The organism is Mycobacterium sp. 236(2023), assembly GCF_029623955.1.
Lineage (GTDB): Bacteria > Actinomycetota > Actinomycetes > Mycobacteriales > Mycobacteriaceae > Mycobacterium.
Map to the genome: position 1 here is coordinate 181723 of NZ_JARSBP010000007.1, position 23223 is coordinate 204945.

21 protein-coding genes are annotated in these 23223 nt (G+C 61.7%); all 21 read right to left on the reverse strand.

Features of this window, described 5'->3' with window-relative positions; genetic code table 11:
* Window positions 1–302: 302 nt before the first annotated feature.
* Window positions 303–833: a VOC family protein gene (locus P9A17_RS25880; RefSeq protein ID WP_278041613.1), complete on the reverse strand. Its 531-nt coding sequence runs from the start codon at window positions 831–833 to the stop codon at window positions 303–305.
* Window positions 834–1531: 698 nt separating this feature from the next.
* Window positions 1532–2242 (reverse strand): FCD domain-containing protein, encoded by a 711-nt coding sequence (locus P9A17_RS25885; protein ID WP_278041614.1) that lies wholly within the window; start codon window positions 2240–2242, stop codon window positions 1532–1534.
* Window positions 2243–2451: 209 nt separating this feature from the next.
* Window positions 2452–3558, reverse strand: a complete 1107-nt coding sequence (locus P9A17_RS25890) for an acyl-CoA dehydrogenase family protein (protein WP_278041615.1) — start codon at window positions 3556–3558, stop codon at window positions 2452–2454.
* 13 nt (window positions 3559–3571) lie between these two features.
* Window positions 3572–4750 carry an acyl-CoA dehydrogenase family protein gene (locus P9A17_RS25895; RefSeq protein WP_278041616.1) on the reverse strand — a complete coding sequence of 393 codons (1179 nt, stop codon included), beginning with the start codon at window positions 4748–4750 and terminating at the stop codon, window positions 3572–3574.
* A 222-nt stretch (window positions 4751–4972) separates the two neighbouring features.
* Window positions 4973–6232, reverse strand: coding sequence for an FAD-dependent oxidoreductase (locus P9A17_RS25900; protein WP_278041617.1), 1260 nt, complete (start codon window positions 6230–6232; stop codon window positions 4973–4975).
* Complete coding sequence (locus P9A17_RS25905) at window positions 6232–6546, reverse strand: 2Fe-2S iron-sulfur cluster-binding protein (RefSeq protein ID WP_278041618.1); 315 nt, start codon at window positions 6544–6546, stop codon at window positions 6232–6234. Before P9A17_RS25905 ends, P9A17_RS25900 begins: the two co-directional genes overlap by 1 nt.
* Complete coding sequence (locus P9A17_RS25910) at window positions 6546–7649, reverse strand: cytochrome P450 (protein WP_278041619.1); 1104 nt, start codon at window positions 7647–7649, stop codon at window positions 6546–6548. The genes P9A17_RS25905 and P9A17_RS25910 overlap by 1 nt, the downstream gene beginning before the upstream one ends.
* 813 nt (window positions 7650–8462) lie before the next feature.
* Window positions 8463–9335 carry a TIGR03619 family F420-dependent LLM class oxidoreductase gene (locus P9A17_RS25915; RefSeq protein WP_278041620.1) on the reverse strand — a complete coding sequence of 291 codons (873 nt, stop codon included), beginning with the start codon at window positions 9333–9335 and terminating at the stop codon, window positions 8463–8465.
* Window positions 9332–10258: an acyl-CoA dehydrogenase family protein gene (locus P9A17_RS25920; protein ID WP_278041621.1), complete on the reverse strand. Its 927-nt coding sequence runs from the start codon at window positions 10256–10258 to the stop codon at window positions 9332–9334. Before P9A17_RS25920 ends, P9A17_RS25915 begins: the two co-directional genes overlap by 4 nt.
* Window positions 10259–10260: 2 nt before the next feature.
* Entirely contained in the window at window positions 10261–11394 is a 1134-nt protein-coding gene (locus tag P9A17_RS25925) for an acyl-CoA dehydrogenase family protein (protein WP_278041622.1), read from the reverse strand.
* Between the two features lie 885 nt (window positions 11395–12279).
* The gene (locus P9A17_RS25930; RefSeq protein WP_278041623.1) at window positions 12280–13494 is read right to left on the reverse strand and encodes a CoA transferase; all 1215 of its coding nucleotides are present in this window, start codon (window positions 13492–13494) and stop codon (window positions 12280–12282) included.
* Entirely contained in the window at window positions 13491–14012 is a 522-nt protein-coding gene (locus tag P9A17_RS25935) for a CAP domain-containing protein (protein ID WP_278041624.1), read from the reverse strand. The genes P9A17_RS25930 and P9A17_RS25935 overlap by 4 nt, the downstream gene beginning before the upstream one ends.
* Window positions 14009–14380, reverse strand: a complete 372-nt coding sequence (locus P9A17_RS25940) for a DUF732 domain-containing protein (protein WP_278041625.1) — start codon at window positions 14378–14380, stop codon at window positions 14009–14011. Before P9A17_RS25940 ends, P9A17_RS25935 begins: the two co-directional genes overlap by 4 nt.
* A gap of 14 nt (window positions 14381–14394) precedes the next feature.
* Window positions 14395–14994, reverse strand: coding sequence for a hypothetical protein (locus P9A17_RS25945; RefSeq protein WP_278041626.1), 600 nt, complete (start codon window positions 14992–14994; stop codon window positions 14395–14397).
* On the reverse strand, window positions 14991–15485 hold the full coding sequence (locus P9A17_RS25950) for an Mce protein (RefSeq protein ID WP_278041627.1): 495 nt from the start codon (window positions 15483–15485) through the stop codon (window positions 14991–14993). Before P9A17_RS25950 ends, P9A17_RS25945 begins: the two co-directional genes overlap by 4 nt.
* Before the next feature lie 62 nt (window positions 15486–15547).
* Window positions 15548–16993, reverse strand: a complete 1446-nt coding sequence (locus tag P9A17_RS25955; RefSeq protein ID WP_278041628.1) for an MlaD family protein — start codon at window positions 16991–16993, stop codon at window positions 15548–15550.
* A gap of 1 nt (window position 16994) precedes the next feature.
* Entirely contained in the window at window positions 16995–18134 is a 1140-nt protein-coding gene (locus P9A17_RS25960; protein WP_278041629.1) for an MCE family protein, read from the reverse strand.
* Window positions 18131–19444, reverse strand: a complete 1314-nt coding sequence (locus P9A17_RS25965) for an MCE family protein (protein ID WP_278041630.1) — start codon at window positions 19442–19444, stop codon at window positions 18131–18133. The genes P9A17_RS25960 and P9A17_RS25965 overlap by 4 nt, the downstream gene beginning before the upstream one ends.
* Entirely contained in the window at window positions 19441–20826 is a 1386-nt protein-coding gene (locus P9A17_RS25970) for an MCE family protein (RefSeq protein ID WP_278041631.1), read from the reverse strand. The genes P9A17_RS25965 and P9A17_RS25970 overlap by 4 nt, the downstream gene beginning before the upstream one ends.
* Window positions 20811–21842 (reverse strand): MlaD family protein, encoded by a 1032-nt coding sequence (locus tag P9A17_RS25975; RefSeq protein ID WP_278041632.1) that lies wholly within the window; start codon window positions 21840–21842, stop codon window positions 20811–20813. The genes P9A17_RS25970 and P9A17_RS25975 overlap by 16 nt, the downstream gene beginning before the upstream one ends.
* Window positions 21843–21852: 10 nt before the next feature.
* Window positions 21853–23223 (reverse strand): MCE family protein, encoded by a 1371-nt coding sequence (locus P9A17_RS25980; protein ID WP_278041633.1) that lies wholly within the window; start codon window positions 23221–23223, stop codon window positions 21853–21855.

Here is a 23223-nt window from a genome sequence, read left to right on the forward strand (position 1 = left end):
CAGCTCTGCAGTTCGTTGATCGCCAGACCGGTGTGTGTGGAAGCGCATCACGGTCGACTTGCCTTTCACTCTGCCCCGGTCGTCGCCTCCAGCTGCCGTTTCCGACGTCGACGACGAAGCGCCGATGTGGTGCGTCGCGGCGATCCTGTCGCTTCGAGCGCCGCGGCGATCCCTGGAGCTGTCTGAATCGATCGTTATCGATGAACAAGAGATTGCGCCAACAGCTTTGACGATTATCGGAATAGATTGGGGGTGAATCGGGCGAGGGTAGTGATACTGAAAGCGCCGATAGCGTTGCGCCGTCACAGATCTGCACTCAGCTGCGCGTGGGCGGGCCATCCGATACCGGTCATTCCCAAGAAGCCTATGTGCGCATCGGACTCTCCCTTCGACGGGTGCCATACAAGTTCGACACGGTTGCCGTCAGGGTCTGCGCAGAACGCCAGTGCAGTGGAGCCGGGTCCGATGTACGAATTGCTCATTCGATGAAGCACACGCCCCCCGCCTCTCTCGATCGCCTCAATCGTGCCCTCGAAATCGCTAACGACGAAGCTGGTATGTGCATACCCAGGTTCTGACGCGTTCCGCGGTCTGGGGCCAGGGCGCGGTTGTGTGCGGTACTGGAGTAACTCCAGACGAAATTCATTGAGGCCGAGGAAGATTCCTTCGAAACCGTCGGGCTCGCAATCCATCAGCCCGGCGAGACGCCGACCTGCAGCGCTGTAACGCTCACCGCGCCGAAAGCCGAGTGCCTCCACATAGAAACTCGCTAGCCTCTCAAGGTCGGTCACTGCGAGCGCCAGATGTGAGAATACGCGTTCAACCCGTGCCATAGATACTCCTCATCACTATCTAAGATAGCTTTCTCAGAATGATACGACAGAGGCGTGCGCATCCGATAGGTCAGCACCCGCCTGACTGTGCGGCCCTGTCGTGTGGCCGGCATGCCGGTCGCTAACGCCTAGCGGCGAAGGCACGTTTCGACGATTCTTTGGACGTCCAAACAGGTTGTCGCAGAGAGGGCCCCGTGTCGAAAGGGTGTGTCAACTCGATGTTGTTTCGTGCGGCCACTTTGACTGTCGACGCCGCAGCGCGACGAACGGAGGGTTCTCTTAAGCCGGATGCATTCTTGGACGAAGTCCGATGGAACCCTGCGTCGCGCAGACAGTTACAGTCGCGTGGAGAGTTCGCTCCCGGCAGAGGGGCGGCATCATCGGCTCCAGAGGCCGCTCCAAGTCTTCGGCTGGGCCCGGAGCTGAAATGCACATCCATGATTGACCTCGGCGGGCTCTCCTCGGGCACGAACCGGTGACGACCAGTTGCGAGTGTGACGGCCGCGGCAGATGAGCGACTTGTTCGGTTCGCGAATGGGTTATCGCAACAACCCGTGTAACGACTCGCCGGCTGGTCGAAGGCCGGCTTGGACCAAAGGCTGCTTTCGGCTGTGAGAATGGGTTGGCTAGCCACGTGTGCTGCCATTGACCTGATCGCGTGGACTCAGCACGCATACCCATTGACCGGTGAGCAGTCCTTAGTCCAGAAGTTCGGTGATCAGCTGGTCTTGCAACCAATTGGCTTGCACGTCGCGGACGAGTTCCATGTGGCGTGCCCAGAACGTCTCGGCTTCGGCGCCGTCGCCCTGCTCGATCAACTCCACGAGTTTGCGGTGAGCCTTGAATGCTCGCTTCTGCTGGGACATTTGGTCAGCGGACAACTGCATTCCACGGACGGAGTGATGTGCGCTGATGTGTTGCAGGCACTCGGTCACGACAGCCATCGTGGCGTTGCCGCTGACTGCCATTAGGACGGAGTGGAATTGCCACGCGGCTTCTGCGAACGCTGCGTCATCGCCAAGTGCATCGGTCTCCTGGTCGAGGGCATCGCGCAGCATCTGGATGCCTTCGACGGTCGCGGTCTCTGCGGCGAGCCGCGCTGCGGACGGCTCGTACAGCGTCCTGAACTTGTAGACATCCGCCAACGTCGCTTCCCGCAGTTGCAATTGAATTGCCACAGCTTGGGCGGCCACCCCACCGTCTGGCAGGTTGACCACGGGGCCACGGTGAGAACCTCGCCGGACCGTGATCAACCCCTGGGCCTCCAGCAGCCGAAGTGCCTCACGTAGCGTCGGTCGCGACACCTCGTATTGCTCCATGAGGACGGCCTCGCTCAGCAACGACTCTCCTGGCGCGAATTCACCCTTGAGGATTCTGGATCGCAACTCGCCAGCGATGACTTCCGCCATTTTCGGGATCCGGTGCGCGGCCGCGCGACTGCGAGCATCCGCAGCGTTCAACGATCTCGTGTTCGGCATGTCGGCCCTAATCGTCCACCGCAAACGCCTTGACCGTTTGCGTCCATTACCAAGTAAGACTAGTCATACTAGACGCGCGGGTAGGCGCTCGCGGAGCGAGGCTTTGCTTCCGAGCGCACGGAATCGCGGCGACGAGGCCATCAGAGCGCAGCGAGGCGGGGTCGGAGCATTGAGATGAGTCGCCTCTCATGCCAGGCCGGTGAACCCAGCAAGAGCTCGGCCACCTTTAGCTTGCGGAGAAATAGATGGAGATCGTGCTCCCACGTGAAGCCGATTCCGCCGTGAAGCTGCAGCGCCTCGGATGCGATAGAGCTTCCCGCACGACCGGCTATCGACTTCGCAGTACTGGCGGCCTCTGAAGCATCAGATGGTGAATCCGCCAGTACCGCTGCGGCTTCCCATGTAATCGCGCGTGCTGCTTCGCGGTGGACGAGCATGTCGGCGGCCCTGTGCTTGAGAGCTTGAAATGTGCCGATTGGGCGTCCGAACTGCACACGGGTCTTGAGATATTCGGCCGTCATCTCCAGCACGCTAGAAGCTAGACCGACTGCTTCCGCGCATTGGATGATGACTGCCAGATCGAACAGTGTCCGTGCACTGTCGCCATCGAGAACGGACTCCGCAGGGACATTGACAGCTACACACTCGAGCCGCCCATGCAGACGGCAGATGTCGAGCGACTGCATCGGTGTTACGGTCGCGCCCTCTGTGGAGCTGTCAACCATCACCAGGCAGTCCTGCTCGCCGTATCGTGCACAGACCAGCAATCCTGCCGCCGCTGTCGCGTCTGGCAGCCACTCCAGCACGCCATTGAGGACAAAGCCATCTCCGCGGGCACTGAGGGTGAGCGACGGCGACTGTCGTGACGCCCCGTAATCTGTGCCCCAGGAGAGAATGGCGGTTCCTTCGGCCACCCGTGGTAGCCATTGCGCTTTCAACGCGTCAGATCCGAAAGTGGATATCAGGAGTGCGCATCCGAGCGTCACTGACAGCGGACTCGCTGCGGCGGCCCGACCGAATTCCTCAGCCACGATGCAAGTTTCGGGAACCGATAGGCCAAGGCCGCCGTGTTCATCGGGCACCGACAGTGCGGTCCATCCGAGTTCGGTTCCAATCCTCCACAGGTCAGCGTCAAACTTCTGCGGCGACTCAGACTGTGCCCGGATCTGTTTCGATGAGAAGTAATGGGCGAGAACGTCTCGTGTGGCGGCTCGCAACTCGTCGTGATCGGATGTGGGAAGAGGCATCGTGGTCACCTTTCTATCGAGGCAGGCCGAGGCCACGCTCGGCGACGAGTGTGCGAAGAATCTCGCTGGATCCTGCGGAGATCGTGTAACCGCGGGCAAAGAGCAAAGCCTTTTGCCAATAGCCATCGTCGGGTGCCAACGGATCTTCCTCGCCGAGCACGGCAGGTTCCCCGAGAAGTTCCACGGCATAGTCAACGGCCTCGAGGTTGGTCTCGGAAAACATCAGCTTGACGACCGGTGCGTCGAAAATGCGCTCTGAGCAAGCCATTTCCCGAAGCACTCCTTCGAACCCGAGGATGTCGGTGGCGTGAGCACGGGCGTACAGGTAGCCAAGGCGCTGGCGCACATCGTGGCGATCGAGCAGCGTCGAACCGGTGGTATCGGCGGTCTCGGCGGCGAAGGCGACCAGGCGCGCAATCTTCGCCACCACGGGGTCTTCTCGAACGCTGTGTGAGCGCTCACGCGCTAGCGCGGACCGGGTGATCTCCCAACCCTGACCGGGTTCGCCGATGATCGCGTCGACGGGCAGAAGGACATCGTCGAAGAACACTTCGTTGAAATCACTTGCCCCGGTGATGTCGCGGAGCGGGCGAACAGTGATGCCCGGGCTCTGCATATGTACGACAAAGGCGCTGATGCCCTGGTGCTTGGGTGCAGCGGGATCGGTTCTTGCAAGGAGGAATCCGATGTCTGCGACGTGCGCGTGGGTCGTCCACACCTTCTGCCCGTTGATCACCCATCCGTCATCTGTGCGCTTCGCGGTGGCGCGAAGCGATGCGAGGTCACTACCCGCCTCGGGCTCGCTGAACAGCTGACACCACAGATCCTCAAAGGACCGGATGCGTGGCAGGTATGTCCTCTTCTGATGCTCGCTCCCATGGGTGAACAACGCGGCGGACACCAGATTCCAGGCTCCGATCGCGCGTGGCACTCTGGCTGCAGCGAGCTCTTCATCGAGCACGAAATCGCGCAGCGAGTCCGTGCTACCGGCTCCACCCCACTCCACGGGCCAGTCGGAACCCATCAGCCCTGCGGAGAAAAGGCTGCCGCACCACTTCCGGTATGCGGGCATATCTTTGCTCTCCGGACTGCGGGTGCCCGGCAGGCGAGGCAGATCGGGACGGTGTGCCGCAACGTGGGCACGCACCTGGCGCTGAAAGTCCAACAGCTCGTTTGTGAGAACAAGTCGCATCAGCAAGTCCTTTGTTAGGAAACAGGTCTTCTGCGGAAGAGGCCTAGCGCGTTGCCGCCGGCCGCAGCCGGATCCTTTGCCTCTGGTCGTTGACCATCACGGGTCGGCGATGCCGTGGGGCCGGAGGCGTTAGATTCGAGTTGTCGATCCTCTGAGCGGGACGTTCTCGACATGGATGTGATGAGTCGGCAGTCTGTCGGCTCGCCGGGCACACCTCATAGGTCATTGTTCTTGCTCAGATGCGACAGCGGCTGCCTTGCGACCGAGAGCTCGGTTCGGCACGTCGAAATCGTCGGCCGAAGCTTCAGCCAACGTGAGCGGGTCGCCGGAGCCCAGCAGTTTTCGCGCCGACTGATGGGATCGAATGTCGTTTACGGAGTCGACCCCGACGAGGATTTCGTTGCGGAAGCACAGTACCGAAAACTGGTGTTCAGCCACAGATCCGATGACTTGGGTTCGGTCGTGCCCGGATATTAGCCCGGCCGTCTGGATACGCATGGCGCCCTGGTGGCTCCAAAACCAAGGAACGGCATCGTAGCTGGTGCTGTCTGTGTGCACTATTGCCCGCGCCACGTGAGCGGCCTGGTCGGTTGCGTTCTGCACTGACTCCAGGCGCACCCGATCCGGCGCAAAACGCGTCGGAAACCGAGCGCAGTCCCCTACTGCGAAGATGTGCGGATCTGACGTTCGCAGAGTCTCGTCCACGATGATCCCGTTATCGACTGGTAGCCCTGCATGTTCGGCGAGGCCCGACGTAGGGCTGACGCCGATGCCGACGACCAATACATCTGCCGGGAGATCAATCCCAGAGGCGGTGGTAACCCCCCGCAAGATGCCGCCGTCAGCCTCGATCGCTACCAACGAATCACCCAGCCGTACTTCGGTTCCCATTGATCGGTGAAAGCCCGTCGCATACCCTGAGACTTCAGCCGACACCGCGCGTCCCATCAGTCGCGGTCCCGACTCAAGGACTGTGACGGCAATCTTTCGTCTGCGGGCGCTCACCGCGACCTCTAGGCCGATGAAACCGCCACCGAGCACTACCGCGTTGCGGGCGTCGTCGAGGGCATTTCGAAGTGCGCGGGCATCTGTGACGCTCCGCAGTGTGTGAATGCCTTCGGCGCTAGCGTTATCGATATCGAGGTGCCGTGGTTCGGCGCCGGCGGCCAGCACGAGCCACTCGTACTCTAGTTCGTTACCACTGTCGAGGTAGATGCGCTTGTTCCCGCGGTCGATGGATACCGCGCGCGTGGACGACAGCAGGTCGATACCGCGTTCGCAATACACCGACGGAGCACGCAGGGTGATGTCAATCGATCCTTCGTGGTCGAGGTAACTCTTCGATAGCGGCGGACGCCTGTACGGCGGATCCGCCTCGGCATTAACCACCGTGACGGTTCCGGCGTAGCCGACTGCGCGGAGTGCGAGAGCCGTTTCGGTCCCTGCTTGGCCCCCGCCGATTATCACCACCCCGCCGGCCATCAGTTCTGCGCCTCCGGTGTCTCGACGACGAACTCACTGCCTGGCTCCACTGTTAGTTGGCAGCACAGCCTGCTGTTCTCGCGTCGCGGGCATGCAGCGAAGTCGAGCATCTCGTTTTCCTCGTCACTGATCGATCCGGGACCGTCCGACGAGACCACGTAGACATGACAGGTGGCGCACATCAACTCGCCGCCACATTCGCCGATGATCCCCGGTACGCCGTTCTGCACCGCGACGTTCATGAGGGACAGACCGTCCGCGGCATCGACTGTCGTTTCGGTGCCGTCGGAATGCCGATATACCACCTCGGTCATCATCGACGCCCAAATGTCAGCAGTAGACTGGTTGGGCCACCGAGCATCTCAGCGGGGTGGGGACCTCGGTCGCGTTCGACAATTCTGAGGTCGGTCATGGTGGCGAGCATCATGCGTAGTCCTTCCTCGATCAACAGTCTGGCGAGTGGTTGCCCCAGGCATCGGTGTACTCCCCACCCGAAAGGCAACCGGGAGTCGTCGGACACCCGGGTTATGTCGAACACATCCGGGTGGGGAAACTTCTCCGGATCACGGCTGGCGGCAAGAAGATTGAGTAGCAGACGGGTCCCCTTGGGGATGTCGCGACCGTGAAATTCGAAGTCATCTTGAGCGATACGGACAACGAACTGGGTCACCGGCGAGAATCGCAGCGATTCGTTGATCGCCGAGGTGATCAGGCCTGGGTTGGCCGCCAAATTCTCCCATTCACCGGCGGTGACGATATCACCGACAGCAGCGGCAAGTTGCTTAGTGGTGGTTCCCATCCCTGCGAAGATCATGTTCACGAGCTGGCCCACGAGCTCGTCTTCCGTCAGCTTCTGCTGTTCCACCTGCGCTGCGAGTAGGGCGCTGATGAGATCCTTCTGTGGTTGTACCCTGCGCTTGTCGAGCAGAGCACGCACGTATGCCTCCAGCGTCGTCAGCGCGGTCTCGACTCTGGGCAGGCCGGGCGCCATTGGTACTGCGGCGAGCAGGTGAAGCTCATGAGCGGCTTCGGCGAAGTCCTGGATGTCCTCAGGGGGAAAGCCGACCAGCGCCGACAGCACGTGGATCGGGTAGTACTCGGTGAACTCGCGTACAAGGTCGACGCGCTCCCGCCCGAGCCACGTACCTGCCATGCGGTGAGCGGTTTCGCTGACGAGATTCCGCTGAGCCTCGATGCTTCGGAAGTTGAGGGCCATGAGTAGAAGTCGCCGGATAGGGTCGTGGCGCTCGCGCGACATGGTCGATAACAGACCGGTGTCGACCCATTTCAGTAATTTAGGTCCCGCGCCGAGTCGGGTGTAGTGCTCGGGCCCCGCGGTGTCGAGATGCGGTGAGAGGAATGCCTCCGAGATCAACTCGTAGGACAGAAGCTCGACGCCGCGTTTGCTGACAACCATTGGTGCACTCGAGAGTGCTTCAGCGAGGACCTCTTTCGGCGTTTGGGCGAACCTGTCCGATCGAAGGTCGAGCGTAGGCAGTGGCACGTTGTTTACGGTTACCGTCTCGTGTGGTTTCGACACAAGGCTCCTATCAGAAATCTTTCTAAGTTATATAGGACGACGATGCGACCGTCAAGGCAGCTCCCTCTCTACGGCAGCCACCGGTGGCGCACGAAGAGGGTGGACCGGAACGCGGAGGCCGGAGGCAGTACTTCACGCGACTCGAGCTCCCCCGAGGGGAATCCGGTTGCGTTGGTTGACCTCCGCGACATCGTGCGGCCGGTCCGTGCACGGTGGTAATCATGTTGGAGCCGCGATCGTGCACCGTTCGACCGCACAGCCAGACGGCTCTCTTGCGGCGGAGCAGTTACAGTGTCGACGACCATACATACTGCCGTAACTGCTTACCGCGTCCTGGTCGGCAAGAATCTGGGTTGATGGTCCGTCCTGGGACCGCGCAAAGCCCGCACTGCGCTCGGAAGCGCTCGTATTATCCAGAACGCCCTTATATCGCAAGTGGTCCGACGTGATCGGAGCTACTCCAGGAGCCCTCACGATGTCTCCCTGAACCTCGTGGGAGCAAAGCCCTCTTCTCCGTCGAGCTGAGTCGGGATCGAGTTCACTTACGCTTCGCGGCGCAACCTTCTTTCAAGGTAACGCGATGGGACTCCGCTGGCGATTAAGGACATTCGATGTCATTGCGACGCATCCCCATTGTCTACCGAGCGCCGCGTCTCGCCGAGATCTTCGCTGTCGCTGCGACACGTGCAGTCATCGCAGGAACTGCTCGGCGAATACATCCATTGCCTTCAATTTTCCTGCCAGACTGTCTGGTTCGTCGGTCGCCACGATCGTCCATGGGGACACCATGAGCCCGGTGACACCCATCGCTTGCACTTCGTCCACGCTCTCGCTGCTATGGTCCCGTTTTCGCAGCGACACCAGGATCTCAAAGGGATGATTGGCACGGCCGGCATCGGAACGATATTCACCTAGTTTGTCCAGGACTACCTTGAGCTCCGCTCGGTCGAAGCGACTGGCGCCTAGCCAGCCATCGCATCGGCGTCCCGCTCGACGCAGCGCGGGCTCCGAGTGGCCAGCGCCGATAATCGGCACCCGTTCAGCGGGCGTCGGACGCAGGGAGACGCCATGGAACCGGTAGAACTCCCCCTCGTATCCCACTCCCTCCCCCGTCCAAAGGAGTTCCATGATGTCGAGCATTTCGTCGGTACGGCGACCGCGGTCGCGAAAAGGTTGACCGACAAGCTCGAATTCCTCACGCATCCAACCGATCCCAAATGCGAGGACTACGCGGCCGCGCACCATTGCCGATATCGTTGCAATCGACTTCGCGACCGATACGGGATCCCGCAGTGGCAGGATGAAGACGTGGTGGCCGAAGCGTACGCGTGTCGTGGCTGCAGCCATGGCCGCCGTCGCCGTCCAAGGATCAGGCCAGTGTGACTCCTGCGGCCACCACACCTGACCGGTCTCGTTATAGGGGTACTTGGAGCGGATCTGGTTTCCCCACCAGACCAGATGGTCTGGGCCCATGACCCCTTCGAACCCCAACTGGTCAGCATGTTGGGCCAGCGGGATCAGTTGATCGGCCGGCGCCAGAATGTGTGAGAGCCAGAATTTCAATGTTGCTCCAATCGAGATTGCCAACGTGCTTCCCACTGGTGGGCAAGGACTGCGTTCGCCAACACATCTTCCGCACCGAGCTCCAGTCGAAGTGCAGTCATCCTCATCGCATAGACCTGTAACCCAAACTCTTTAGTAAAGCTTCTGGCACCGCACATTTGGACGAGGTCCGGAACGATTCCGCCGGCACGGTCGGCGGCGTAAGCGGCCGTAAGATCGAATCCGCGAACGTCGCCGAAGAAGGAGGTTTCGCGCACCATCCAGCGAATGGCCTCCGCAGTGACGCATGCGTCGGCCAGTCGGTGCCTTAACGCCTGCAGTTGCGCTAGCGGCTTACCGAACTGATTCCGGGAACGCAGATGTTCGGCGGTCGCGGCGATGGCCATCGCGGCGTTGCCTGATATCTCTGCCGCAACGGCGAGCCGCCACAGTGACCGAATTCGATTGCCATTACCAGTCTGGACAGTTCGATCAGTATCTGACCGATCGAACTGACCATAGGGGAATCCATAACTTGACTGGACGGGGACCGACGCAAACGTGTCCCCCGGAACCACACGTGCGTTTGCGCCGTCGAGCAGAACCAAGCTTGCGGAATCATTAAGGAACCGCACAGGTCCGCTACGGGCATAGTCGGTGATTGCGATGGCTCCTGGCGGCAGTTCGATCTCTGAACCCAGAATGGCTCGCATCCCGAAAGTTGTTGCAGTGCCGCGCTGCGCAAGTGTTTCCGCAACCAATGCCCGTTCAAGCAGTCTGGTAGACGACATGTCGAGTTGTTCGCTGAGGGCCGTATCGAGCGCACCGTCATACTCGCAGCGTCGCGATATCGCCTGGGCACGATCGACACCACCCACCGAGTCGATGATCTTGTCGACCGAATCGAGGAGGCGCCGCTGGTCGGCGTTGAGATCGAAGTCCACGCTCAACGCCCCGATCCAAGTAGTTCGCGAGCGACGTTGTTGAGTTGGACCTCTACACTTCCGCCCCCTAGAGCGGCAATCATCGCGGTTTTGAACTGGCCGTTGCCGATCGAATTCAGTTCGACGCTCTCGTCTTGGAACAAGAAATGAGTCAGGTCTGACACCATCCTTTCCGACCGAACGATTGCGACTCGTGACAGGCTGACGACGTTGCCCTCCGGCAGTCCCTTCACACGGGTATCGATAGCTCGGTAGACGAGAATGCGTGCGGCAGCGCAGGCTGCCTCGGCTGCCACGAGTCGAGCGCGGAAACCGTCACGGCTCCACCATCCGTTATCGTCGGCCATCCTGCGCAGGCGCTCTACGGACAGTGCTGCCCGCGCATAACGCGGACCACCGATCCGTTCGTGGTCAAGGGCCTCGCGGACGATGCGCCAACCATCGTTCTCCGGTCCCAGGCGCGCGCTGACCGGCACCCGGACGTCGGAGAAGGTCAGTCGGTTGTATTGGTGGATGTCGAGCACGCTAGGGATGGGCTCGATGGTGAGTCCTGGCGTGGCGGTGGGAACGAGGAATATCGAAATGCCCCTGCTGCCGGAGGATTCTGGGTCTGTTCGGGCAAGGAGGAAGCAGAACTCGGCGACTTCAGCGTAGGACGTCCAGACCTTCTCGCCATTGATCACGTATTCGTCACCTACCTGGACTGCGCTTGTCTGCATGCTCGCCAGGTCTGATCCGGATCCCATCTCCGAGAAGCCTTGGCACCAGGTCACATCACCGGCGGTGATCCGATTGAGGTGGTAGCGCTTCTGCTCCTCGGACCCGGCCGAGATGATGGCCGGACCGATCCAGTTGACGTTCATGTACTGCGATCCGCGGGGTTCACCCGCGCTCCAGAGCTCCTCGCCCAGAATGATGAACTGCCAACCGGAAGCGTCCCTTCCGCCGTACTCACTTGGCCAGTGCGGCGCCATCAGGCCCTGCGCGGCGAGTTTCCCACAAAATTCGAAGGTGAATTCCGACGCAGCCTCGTCACCGGGGATCAGATCTGCCCAGCGATCAGGAAGGTTGGCAGTGACCAACTTTCGTACCTCGTCCCGGAACATCTCATCTTCGGCGTGCCACGAGAATTCCATGCTGCTCCTTCGAGCTGATACCGGACCTCACGCTCTGTCACCCCTCCGTCAGCGGCTTCTCGTAACGCTGCGCTAGAAGTGGAACAAGCCGTCGGTGTGACTAGCGCGACTGCGGCTACTAACAGTCGCTCGGATTTCGGCCGACCAATCGAATCAATCGAGGAGAGGCTCCCGGCTCAGAATTCCTTCATATCTAGCTTAGTAAACGAACACTCGGTTGGCAAGCAGTACGACCACTATGGGTTGATGGGTGCGCGCCGGCGGGCACGGCCTGCGACGTGTGTGATGCTCAGGTCGCCTTGACGTCTGCGCTTCATGCGGCGGGCTCTGGCTCACGGTCCCACGGATCATGTTTCGGCGAGAGCAGACTTGTCGCCGAGCGAGGGGCATCGGATTCCATCGAGCATCACGGCGCGGCCGTTCGGTCCGGTCACATTGCTTGCAGTTGCGGTCATGGCACTGATGTCGGATGGCGCCCGTCCCTGCAGCGAATTGCGCTGTCTAGCAGGTGCTTTTTAGGCAGTCGTGCATGGTCTGCGCAGACGCTTGTGTCAGTCATCGACGTGCGTCAGGTGGCCTTTCGCCTGAATGCACGTTGCACACTCACCTGACGCCGTTGATCTCGACTACAGGAGGACGTTTTCTACGAGTTCGCAACCGACTTCGTAGCAGCATCCTGCAGGCCATCCCTGCGGCCGGCATGCTCATTCCCGACTCGCTCGCAGGCATGAGGTGAGGATGCGCTACGCACGAACGGCGGTATGTCCGGACCGGATGACTTCCAATGGTTACTGGATAGACGGTGACGGGAGGTGTCAAAGATGAGCGAAAGGCGTTTTGATATCGGCAGGCGACCAGGCCCGAGTGTGCTGATGGGCAAGTCGGTCAATTCGTCGAGATGACACCGGCGACGGAGAGTTCGTCGATCGCTTCGTTCGAAAGGTTCAAACGACCCTTCAGTATCTCGACCGTGTCGCGGCCCAAGGTTGGTGCGGTGCCGGTGTTGGGGTGAACACCGTCGAAAAGGGTCGGCATACCCGGTGCCAGGTACTCGCCGACGCCCTCTTGGTCCAGGGGGGCGAACAGTGAGTTCTCAGTGACGCGCGAATCTTTCACAACTTGACCGAAGGTGCGAAATCTCTCGAAAAGCACCGACGTGTTGATTAGCGCTTGCTCGACTTGGGTTCCAGTGCGCTCACTGAACCATATGCCGAACAACGCACTCAGAACGTCGCGGTATCGGTACCGATGGCCCTCGTCGTCGAAGTTCACGTCCAGCGACCGCTCAAGTGCAGTGACCGCCTCGGCGGCACCGGTGGCGTTCACCAGATCATGAAACTGACGGGCGGTGAGGGCAACGACCATAATGCGTACGCCGTCCCGACAACAGAAGTCTTGGCCGTACTGGCCAAAGATGGCGTTTCCGAGACGTTCTCGCTCCAAATGGTTGACTTGAGGCTCGGTGAGAAACCCCAGGTTTCCCGCCGTCGCCAAGGCCACGTCTTCGAGCGCGATGCTCACTCGCGCTCCGGTGCCTTCACGCTCACGCTGTCGGAGGGCCGCCACGACGGCGAGGGCTCCGTGAAGACCGCAGATGACGTCCCAGGCGGGTAGTACGTGATTGATTGGGCCATGAGCCGAGCTTGGGCCGGTGACGAGTGGAAATCCCACGGCCGCGTTCACGGTGTAGTCCACGCCGGTGGACCCGTCTGCGCGGCCCACCATGTGGACGTGAATGACGTCGTCGCGGCTGAGCGACAAAGTGTCGTAAGACAGCCAGCCGCGATCCGGCGAGTTCGTCACGACCAGCCCGTCGCCGTCGGTGACGAGCCGCTGCACGAGTTTCTGACCTTCACGGGATCTCATATCGATCGTCATCGACTTCTTGCCGCGGTTGAGGCCGGTCCAATACAGCGACGTGCCAGATTTGGCCAATGGCCAGCGTCGCTGGTCGGCCGCACCGCCGGGCGGATCGATTCGAATGACCTCGGCGCCGAGTTGGCATAGTGTGAGCCCGCACAGCGGGGCTGCGACGAAGCTCGAGACCTCGATGACTGTCGTGCCCGTTAAGAGTTTGGGTGCTTCAGGGGGAAATGTCATCCGACAGTCTCCTCGGAGGGTTCTCCGTAGACGGCGACCACCACGGTCCTGTCGAGCGAATTCTCCGACCAGACACCGATCTTGGTGTTGCGGCAGTCGCGCATCACGGCGAAGTTGCGGGGATCGTGATACCAGAGGTTGATCAGTTCGATGCCGCTGATCGCGAGTGCGGGATTGATCGCGACAGTCTCAGACACTCTGCCGCGAAATCCTGCGGCTTCAGCGCGCGACTGCGGTGTGGAGCCGTCCGAGCCGACCTCACCGTTGAGTGCGCGGTTAGCCAAGACGTCTCGCGTGTGCCATTCCGCGGCGAGCCGGAGCGCAGGGTCGACGGTGAGTTTTCCTGTGCAACCGGCCTGTCGCTGAACGGTGTACACGTTCGACACCACGCTGTTGATGAGTCGACGATTATCGGCTGATGCTCCGGGCGAACCTATGAGGGTCGCAGCGGTCACGAGAGCCACTGAACAGCTCGCTGTACACAGCGTTTGCGCGCGCCTGCTAAGCCGGCAGCTCATGGTGTCACCGTTCGCGCGGCGGTATTGCGGAGTTGCCAGATGGCGGCGGGGCACAGTTCGTTGACAGCCTGCGTGATCAGATAGGACGCCTGGTAGTCATCCGTTGTCGAGAAATCAGCCTTCACCTGGTCGATGAGGGAGTCATATCGCTCGCCGCGAAATACTTTGCCGCAGAGCCTATTGCCATAGCTCAGGGCGGCTTCGGCGTCACGAAAGCCGTATCCGGGCCGAACCGTGACGTTGATTAGATAGGCGACGGCGTCAGCACGTGCAGGTGGTGGTCCCGCCGCGAGGGCGGCGAGACTCAGTGCTGTCGTTGCGATGATTAACGATGCCAGCAAGGCTCGCCGGCGCAATGTGGTATTCATCGGTTCATTGCGATTCAGATCGGCTCAAACTTAGATATCAGCCATCGCCCGTTGACCTTGTCCATCGTCACCTTGACAGTGGACGCGGACTCAGTCGGGGCGGCGTCTCCGATTACTGTGGTCTGGTTGACGAAAAGTAGTACTGAGGCGTGGGTTTCGGTCACGGACAACGACGCGGCTGCGGGCACCGTTGCCACAGCTGAAATCTGCTGCTCCCGGGCGCCGGGGATAACGACGTCGGCGGTCAACGCCGTATAAGAGTCCCGGAACTCGCCGGTCAGACGATCGCGGGCGGAGCCCAGGTCCTGTTCGACGGTCTCCGGCCGATAGGACAGTAGCGCGACGGTCGTCTCGGACGCAGCTCGGGTGGACTCCGCTACCGCCGAGTCGTCGGCAACGACATTGGCAGCTACCCACTTTAAGGATCCCGCTGCGGCCGCAAGGATCAGGGCAGCGATCGGCAGAACGATGAAAGTTAGGGTGCGCCACAATTGTTGCCTCCATCGCCGGAGCCTCGGCTCGTGAGACGTCTCCTCGGATCGAAGTGCAGGTCTGTCGACGTCGGAAGGCGCGACTGCCACGCTCTCTCCGGCCGAAGTCTCGGTGGCCTTCACGGTACGAATTCCACGTCGACCACCTTGACGCCAGAATCGGTGCGCTGCAGCGCGACCCGCATCCGCCAAGACCTGGTCTCCTGCTCCGCGGCATCGGCAATGGAGGTCTTGACGGCCACGGCAACGATGGCCTCGGCGCTGCCGTCAGCCTGCGCCTCCAGGCCGGCCTCGGTTATCGATCCTGTCGTTGTCGATTGCGCATTCTTGACCGCGTCGATGAACGGTTGCGCGCGAAGTTCGAAGTCATCACGGAATGTACCGGCGGAACTGTCGAGGATACGCTGAACATCCTGCTCGGCGGTGGCGTGACTGATAGTGGTGAGGTTCAGCGCTCCTTGCCGGGCCACTTGCAGGAATATGGCCCGTTCCTCCTGATCTTTTCGCGCCTCCGAAACCTGAGTCGCCTGCCATCCGACGAGACCGGCGAGGGAAACCACGATCAGTGTGACGACGACGAGGCCCAGTCGATCGGCGCGGCGTCGGCGCACCACCAACGCGGCTGCATCCTCGTGCCAAGGAGCTGATGCCGCGGCGTCGGGAGCGGATGATTCGGTCAGTTCCCGGTCGGGGGCAGCAGCATCGTTTGCCATGTCTGATTCTCCGTGGGTGGCGCTAGATTGGACTGGGTGTAGGTGCGGCCGTCGGGGCCTACGTAGGAACCCGTCACCGGGTCGTAGGGGGCGACTGCGAGCGGTGGCGGCGGCGACGCGGGTGGTGGTGTCGGGTCCGCGGGCAGCTGAGGAATGCCCTGACCCGACAGTGTCGCGTTGGGGTCGCCCTTCCAGTTGGTTCCTTCGTTGAGAGGCACGTACTGCTCATCGCTTTCACACATTTTGACCGTGGGAGCCCGCTTTCCGGGCCGCGTCATGCACGGATAGTTGCGCGCCCCTCGCACGTTGGAATCGGAGTCCTGCGGTATCCGGCAGTAGAGATCCCCTTCCGGACGCTCCGGCGAGTCTTCGAAGGTCGGTGGTCGGATCTGTTGCGGTGGAAGGAATCCCGTGGTGCAGGGCGCGGGAAGGTTGAGATTGAGATTGAAGTCAAGGTAGGTGCCCCGGTACGCCTGCTTCGTGTCGTGGTTGGCCAAGTTGCCGGCTTGGATACCAGCGATGCCCTGTGGGACCAGGACAAGAATTTGCTCAAGCGCTGGCTGATACGTGACCGCTACGTCGCCCACGCTGACCAGGTTGGCCAGCAGGACCGGCAAGGTCGGCGTGACGCGTTCGATGAGGGTGCGCAGCTCCTCGGCTGCCGGCGGCCCATTCTGCAGAAAGCCTGTCACCGACTCGTCGTGGGTTCTGAGTTGATCGGTGATCGTGCTCAGATTCGCCGCCCATGACTCGATGGCATCGGCGCTGTCGGTCTGAGAATCCAGTACCGGTCCGGCTTGGTCGATCAGAGCGATCAGCGGATCGAGGTTGGCGCGCGCATCCAGCGCCAGCTGGGTCGACCCCTTGACGATTCGCGACAGTTCGGGCCCCAATCCGCCAAGCGCCGTGTAGGACTCATCGATGACAGTCTTGAGGTTGTCTTCGGGAACCGCCTGAAGTCCCGACGCGATGGAGTTCAACAGCAGCGTCGTATCGGGTCCCACACTGGTGCGGTCGCGCGGGATGACGTCTCCGTTGCGCAACGGTGGAGAGTCGTCATCGCGGGGACTCAGGGCTACGTACTGCTCGCCCAGGGCGGTCTGGCTTCTCACGTCGGCGTCTACGTCGGAGGGAATCGCGACGCTGTCGTCCAGCGACAAGCGAGCGACCACGCCATCGTCGGTGAGTAAGACATCGGTCACGGTGCCCACCTCGGTGCCGTGATAGGTGACGTTGGCCTTTGAGTACAAGTTGCCGGATTCGGCCAATTCGACGGTGACTTCGTAGCGGCCTACGCCAAGGAAGTTGGCCGGCGCCTTGACGTAACCGAAAACCATGACCGCGATCGCTACCGCGGACACTATCCCGAAGATGATGAGCTGAACGATGGTCTGCCGGTTCAAATGCATGCTACGGCCCCTGATCCAAGCGGTACGGCGCCACCAGTGGGTTCCGGGCGGTGACCGGACTCGGGGTCTGGCCGATGGTGCGGCCCCACTGCATCTCCAACTCGGTCAACTCGCCTTCGAAGCGGGTACCGGTGAGCAGGCCGGTGTCGAGCCTGCTCAACGTGAGGTCGAAAATGGCCGTGAGATTCGCGTAGTCACCGCGTACCCAGTTGCCTAGGGTTTCGTTCGCCCAGGGGAAGGTGGCGAGCACACTGAGCGAACGCGTCATCGCGGGCCCGGCATTGGCCAGCGATTCGAGGACGGGACCGATGTTGCGCAATTCGGCCACTAGCGCTTCCTTCGTCTCGTCGGCGGACCTTCGCGCCAATTCACTGAGCGCACCGAACTGTTCGAACGCCTCGGTGAGGTTCGTTCGCTGCTCCGAAACCACGGCCAGCGCGCGGGGAATGGTACGCAGCGCTTCATCGAGCACGGGCTTCTGCGCGGCCAGCTTCTCGACGAGTCCGTTCAGGCTTTCGGTCGCGGCGATGATGTCGTCCTTCTGGGCGTTGAGATTGGCCGCGAATCGATCCAGCTGCACCAACAGACTGCGTAGATCGGTTTCCCGACCGGCGAGCGCGGTGCTGAAAGCGGTGGTGATGTCCTGGATTTGCCCGATGCCGCCGCCGTTGAGGAGCAAGGAGAGCATCGAGAGCGTCTGTTCCGTATCGGGATACGACCCCGCCGACGCCAGCGGAATGAGCGCCCCTTCATGCAATTTGCCCTCGGCCTGAGTTCCGGGCGGCGGCGGAGATAGCTCCAGGTGCAATGTCGCGAGGAGGCTGGTTTGGCCCAACGTCACCGACGAGTTCTCGGGCAGGTCGACGTCATGGTCGAGTCTGATCGTCACCAAGGCATGCCAGTTCTGGCGTTCGATCTTGCTGACGCTGCCTACTGTGACGTCGTTGAGTTGCACCGGCGAATTCGGCTGCAGGTTAGTGACATTGGGCATCTGCGCTTGAATGACGAAGGCACCGTCGCCTCGTCCGGCAGTGCCGGGTAGACGTAGTGAGTTGAGCCCTTGCCACGCACAACCGGATGTGCCGGTCAGCATCGCGGCGACGAGCAGCGCCGCGGCAGCGCGGGTGCGAGGCGACGTCATGACCCTGCGCCCGGGGGCACCATCAGACCGGGCAGCCCGGCCGCCGGGTTAGTGGCTACCGGCGCTTCGGCGGGTAACGGTGCCGAGTTCGGCGCCATGGCCGCACCCGCAGGAGGAGGTGCCACCGGTGCAGGGGTGGGCCGATGATCCGGTCGCATCCAGTCCTCGCTGTAGGTGATTTCATTGGGCCGCGTCTGCGCCCCGACGATCGGGTTGAGCCCGATGGGGGGAAAATTGAACTGGCGATTCTTGATGATCGGCGCCAGGTACTGCACGCAGAGCTTTGCCGACTGTTCGGCGCCGAGGCGCGACGCTGCCTGGATCGCCCCACATAGGAAGGTGATCGGATTGGCGAAGTTGTTGAGCGCGAGGGCGCCGGAGAATGTCGCCTGCGCTGGCTGGTAGATGTTGATGAAGTTCTGAAACGCGGTCGGCGCGACATGGAGGGTTTGTTTGATGTCGTCGAGGCTGTCGACCATCGCCTGAGAGATGCTGGTCAATTTGTCGGTGGCCGTGCCCACAGCTTCCTGGTTGTCGGCCACGAAGGTGCGCACCTGTGTCGACGCCGAGTTCAGGTTGTCGACGAGTTGGCCGACCTCGTCTTGATCGTTGGCAAGCAGGTGGGTGGCCTCGGTGAGGTTCTCGTTGAGCTGGCGCAGCACGTCGCTGCTGTCGTGGAGCGCGGAGACCAGCGTCGCCAAGTTTCTCAGGGTTCCGAAGATGTCGCCGCTATGGTCACCAAGGGCCGAAAGTGTCTGTGAGAGTTTGATGATGGTGTCGCGGATGGAGGCGCCCTGTCCGCGCAGATTGTCCGCGGCGGTGTTGATCAGCGAACCTAGCGGGCTCACCCCGCCGGACTCGGTTGGCCGTAGCGCGTCGGCCAGCTTCTGCAGCTGCGTGCGGAGATCGTCCCATTCCACTGGTACCACGGTGCGGTCTCGCGGAATCACCGCGCCGTCGCCGAGGGTCGGGCCGCCCGAGTAGACGGGCGTGAGTTCGATGGCGCGGGCGGTGATCAGCTGCGGGAGCACGATCACCGCTTTGGCGTCGGCAGGCACGTTGTACTTCGAATCCACCCAGAAAGTGATTGTGGCACCGTCCGGCCGCGGTTCGATTTCGGTGATCTCGCCGACCGGAACGCCGAGGATCATAACGTTATCGCCGCGGAAGACCCCGTTGCTGTTGTCGAAGTGTGCCGTCAGGAAGGTACGGCTCACGGTGTCGGTGAGTCGGATGACGGTGACAGCGCCTGCGCTCAGCAGGGCGACCATCAGTACGGCCAGAAGCGCGCGTTTACGTTTCGCTGTCATGGTTGTCCTCCGGGGGTGCTCTGCGTTCTCCCACCGGCAGGCGGGGCTTCACCGGGAGCGGGTACGTAGACGGGCAGCGGTGTAGGTTCGGGCGTTGAGGCCAGATGCGGCGCCGCTGGCGCGGGCGGGCCCGGTGGCGGGCCCCCCGGCGCGGGTGCGGGCGGAGGTTCCCGATACGGATAGCAGCCGGTGGGGCCGGGCAGGGGCACCCCAGGGGGGCCGCACCCCTCATCGCCTGGGTTGCCTGTGATTGCATCCGGCAGGGTCAGGCGCGGCGGGCCCCCTTGTCCCGTCCGCGGATACGGGACTGGAAGTGCCGGCGTACCGGGCTGACCGGTCGGGGGATCGATGCGCTCCGAGGGTAACAAGACGTTGGGGTCAAGGCCGAGGTCGGAGAAGGCGGCATCGACGAATGGCTGAAGGAACTGTCCGGGAAGAAGATTCGACAGATAGGCTTTGAAGAACGGGCCTGACGACACCGACTCTCCGAGGGACATTGCGTACGAGTTCAGCAGTTTGATCGATTTCTGGATGCGTTCTTTGCGATTGTCGATGATGGTCAGAACGCCGTTGAGTTTTTCTAGTGCGGGACGAAGCTGTGCCTTGTTGTCGTCGATGAAACCCGACAGTTGTTGCGCCACCGCGGAAACATTGCGCGAGATGTTGTCGAGCGCACCGCTTTGGGCGCGCAGCGACGCCAGAAGCGCATTGGAGTTGTGCACCAGCTCCACAATTTGTCCGCTGCGATCGGCGAGCACGGTGGTGGCCTTGTTCGCGTTGGCGAGCAGCTCTCGTAGCTGTGCGTCGCGGTCGTTGAGCATCTCGGAGAACCGTGCCACCCCCTCGACCGCCTGCCGCACCTGCGGCGGAGTCTCGGCGAAGGCGTCGGCCAGGGTCGTCAACGAGGCGTTCAGTTCATCAGTCTGAAGATCATCAATCGTTGATGACAGGTCACCCAAGGCGTCGGCCAACTGATAGGCAGGTCTGGTCCTGTCCAAGGGAATTGGCGCTGCCAGTGGGGCATCGCCGCGTACCGTGATCTCCAGGACTTTGGTCCCCAGCAGCGCTTTGGTTTTCACTGCCGCTTCCGAACGGTCGCCGAGGAACACGTCGTCGCCGACCTCGAAGGTGACCAAGACCTTTTGCCCGTCGAGGGCGACCTCCTTGACCTGTCCCACCGTCAATCCGGCCACCTGCACTTCGATGCCTGCGGTCAGCCCGCTGGCCTCGGAGAGGTAGGCCGTGTAGGTGGTCGACGGGTTGATTAGCGGCAGCTTGGAGGCATTCAACGCTAGCGCGACTAGTCCTGCGATGACGCAGATTCCTATGATGCCGACCTTCGTGGTGTGGCGTCTGAGATACGCGATCACTTCGGTGCGCACCGCCCAGTCGACTGACCCGCCAGCTTGACATACACGGGTTCACCACCTTTGCCGTTCAACTTGATGATGAGATCGCACAGATAGAAGTTGAAGAAATCGCCGTACAGTCCCTGCCTGCCGAGCCGCTGGTAGGCGTCGGGCAGTGTGTTGAGCAGGTTGTCGAGGTACTCGTGGTCGGCAACCGCGATGGCGGCGACCCGGTCGGTCTGCGCGACGGTGTTTTTCAACGGTGGGCGCGCCTGGACGAGCAGGTCGGCGATCGAGCTCGATGCTGCGTTCGATTGTGCGATCGAGGTGCTCAGTTCGTCACGGCGAGCGGAAAGTTGACCTGTCAGCTGCGACAGCGAGTCGACCGCGCTCGCCAACTGGTCGCTTTGCCCGCCAAGGGATCCGAGGACCCCGTTGAGGTTGGTGATCACCTGTCCGATCAACTCGTCGCGGTCGGCGAGGGTGTTCGTGAAAATCGCTGTCTGAGAAAGCAACGAACTGATGGTCGCGCCCTGCCCCTGGAATGCCTGGATCAGCTGGGTGGACAACTGGTTGACCTGTTCGGGGTCCATCGCCCGGAAGAGGGGTCGGAATCCCCCGATCACCGCGTCGAGGTCCAGTGCGGGACGTGTCTGATCCAGCGCGATGGTCTGGCCCGGGTCAAGGGTGCGGGCACCCCCGGGACCTTCCTGCAACTCGAGGAATCTGCCACCGATCGGGTTGTCGTATCTAACTAGCGCACGGGTCGATTCAGTGAGTATCACGGTGTCATCGACAGCGAACTCAACGATGGCGGTTCCCCCCCGGGTGACCGAGATGTTCTGCACCTTACCGACTTCCACACCGGCAATCCGGACAAAGTTTCCGCCCGAGAGACCCGACACGTTCGTGAACTCGGCTCTGTAGGACCGGTCGGAACCTTCGAATCGCACTTGGGCGAACACCAGGACCAAGGTCAGGGCCCCGAGAAGGCAGGCGAGGACGAACACGGTCAGTGACCGCATTGACGCCGCGAAGCTGTTCTTCATGGAATGTCTCCTACCTCGGCGGATCCGTCGGCGCGGGAACCGGCAGCGGGGCCGGCGGGGGCACCGGCATGACCGGGGGCGGGTACAGCGGCGTGCCGTCGGGAAGATACAGCGGAGCGCCATAGGGAGGAGCGCCGGGGAAAGGCACCGGCCCGATCGCGGGGGGACCCTCGCCGCGAACACTGGGCGGCTCGGGCACTGCGCGTGTCACAGGAAAATAGTTGATCCAAAAGGGATGTCCGATACCGGGATTGGGCCGGATATCGAGCCCGGTCCCCCACCCGGTGTTCGTAACCAGCTGGCGCACCGGGAAGTTCTTGGACACATCGGGCAGCGATCCGCATCCAGGTTTGCCGCCGGGGCCGCCCTTGGCGGCGACGATCGGCAGGTTCTGCGGGTAGCGGTAGGGGTCGTCACCGAAAAGTAGCCCGCTGTCGACGATCAACGAGTAGCCGTTGCCTCCCCGGGTTTCGTAACCACCGTTGTCCAGGAAGAACTTCGAGCCGACAAGCAGACAGGTGTACATGGGGTTGTACTTCATCAACAGATCAGTCGTCGGTTCTAGCACGTTTACGGCGCGCACAAGCGTGTCCACGTTGGGGCCCAGAAGTGCATTCCCGGCTTGTGATAGCCCGATGACGTTGAGGAGCAAAGCATCTAAATGCGACTTATTGTCGGAGATGGTGGAACTCGTAGTGGCCGCGGCATCGAGCGTCGAGAGAATGCTGTCGGCTGCTGCGGCGTAGGTATCGCTGAACTGACCGAAAGACCGCCAGTTCTGGGCCACCGTGTCTGCGCGATCATTGACGGCAGTGAGGACGTCGTTGGCCGCTGTGGTGGCCTCGCCGATGCGTTGTCCCTGGCCGCGAACTCCTTCGGCCAACGCTGTCAGGACTGCGTTCAGCTTCTCGGGATCGACATGCTCGAGCACGTTGACGAGCGTCTCGAAGACGGTATTGACCTCGGTGCTGACGTTGCGCGAATACACCATCTGGCCGGCCGAGATACGTTGGTTGTCAGGGATTTCCGGATAGATGAGATCGACGAACTTCGTGCCGAACGCAGTGGTCGCCTTGATCTCGGCTTCGATGTTGGCCGGGATGAACTGGACCTGGTCGGGATCGATGTCCAGCTCGAGGTGTACTCCGTCGCCACGATTACTGATGTTGCGGACGCGGCCGACGAGCACACCGCGCATTTTGACCTTGGCTCCGGTAGCCATGACCAGGCCAGCCCGGTCGGCGGTCAGCAGCACAGGTACCGTGCGTTGCAACCTACCCAGGAATGAGGCCATGCTGAGGCTGATCAGCAGGGCGACGACGACCACAAGGATCACGGCCCACCATAGGGCCGGAATTCGGCTCGTTCCTTGACGATTCAC

Excerpts from the sequence above, each read along its gene's own strand:
- P9A17_RS25940 (WP_278041625.1), bottom strand. The coding sequence starts at position 14,380 with ATGAATACCACATTGCGCCGGCGAGCCTTGCTGGCATCGTTAATCATC.
- P9A17_RS25955 (WP_278041628.1), bottom strand. The coding sequence starts at position 16,993 with ATGCATTTGAACCGGCAGACCATCGTTCAGCTCATCATCTTCGGGATA.
- P9A17_RS25935 (WP_278041624.1), bottom strand. The coding sequence starts at position 14,012 with ATGAGCTGCCGGCTTAGCAGGCGCGCGCAAACGCTGTGTACAGCGAGC.
- P9A17_RS25960 (WP_278041629.1), bottom strand. The coding sequence starts at position 18,134 with ATGACGTCGCCTCGCACCCGCGCTGCCGCGGCGCTGCTCGTCGCCGCG.
- P9A17_RS25930 (WP_278041623.1), bottom strand. The coding sequence starts at position 13,494 with ATGACATTTCCCCCTGAAGCACCCAAACTCTTAACGGGCACGACAGTC.
- P9A17_RS25890 (WP_278041615.1), bottom strand. The coding sequence starts at position 3,558 with ATGCCTCTTCCCACATCCGATCACGACGAGTTGCGAGCCGCCACACGA.
- P9A17_RS25905 (WP_278041618.1), bottom strand. The coding sequence starts at position 6,546 with ATGACCGAGGTGGTATATCGGCATTCCGACGGCACCGAAACGACAGTC.
- P9A17_RS25965 (WP_278041630.1), bottom strand. The coding sequence starts at position 19,444 with ATGACAGCGAAACGTAAACGCGCGCTTCTGGCCGTACTGATGGTCGCC.
- P9A17_RS25900 (WP_278041617.1), bottom strand. The coding sequence starts at position 6,232 with ATGGCCGGCGGGGTGGTGATAATCGGCGGGGGCCAAGCAGGGACCGAA.
- P9A17_RS25975 (WP_278041632.1), bottom strand. The coding sequence starts at position 21,842 with ATGAAGAACAGCTTCGCGGCGTCAATGCGGTCACTGACCGTGTTCGTC.
- P9A17_RS25925 (WP_278041622.1), bottom strand. The coding sequence starts at position 11,394 with ATGGAATTCTCGTGGCACGCCGAAGATGAGATGTTCCGGGACGAGGTA.
- P9A17_RS25895 (WP_278041616.1), bottom strand. The coding sequence starts at position 4,750 with ATGCGACTTGTTCTCACAAACGAGCTGTTGGACTTTCAGCGCCAGGTG.
- P9A17_RS25910 (WP_278041619.1), bottom strand. The coding sequence starts at position 7,649 with ATGGTTGTCAGCAAACGCGGCGTCGAGCTTCTGTCCTACGAGTTGATC.
- P9A17_RS25885 (WP_278041614.1), bottom strand. The coding sequence starts at position 2,242 with ATGGCGGAAGTCATCGCTGGCGAGTTGCGATCCAGAATCCTCAAGGGT.
- P9A17_RS25880 (WP_278041613.1), bottom strand. The coding sequence starts at position 833 with ATGGCACGGGTTGAACGCGTATTCTCACATCTGGCGCTCGCAGTGACC.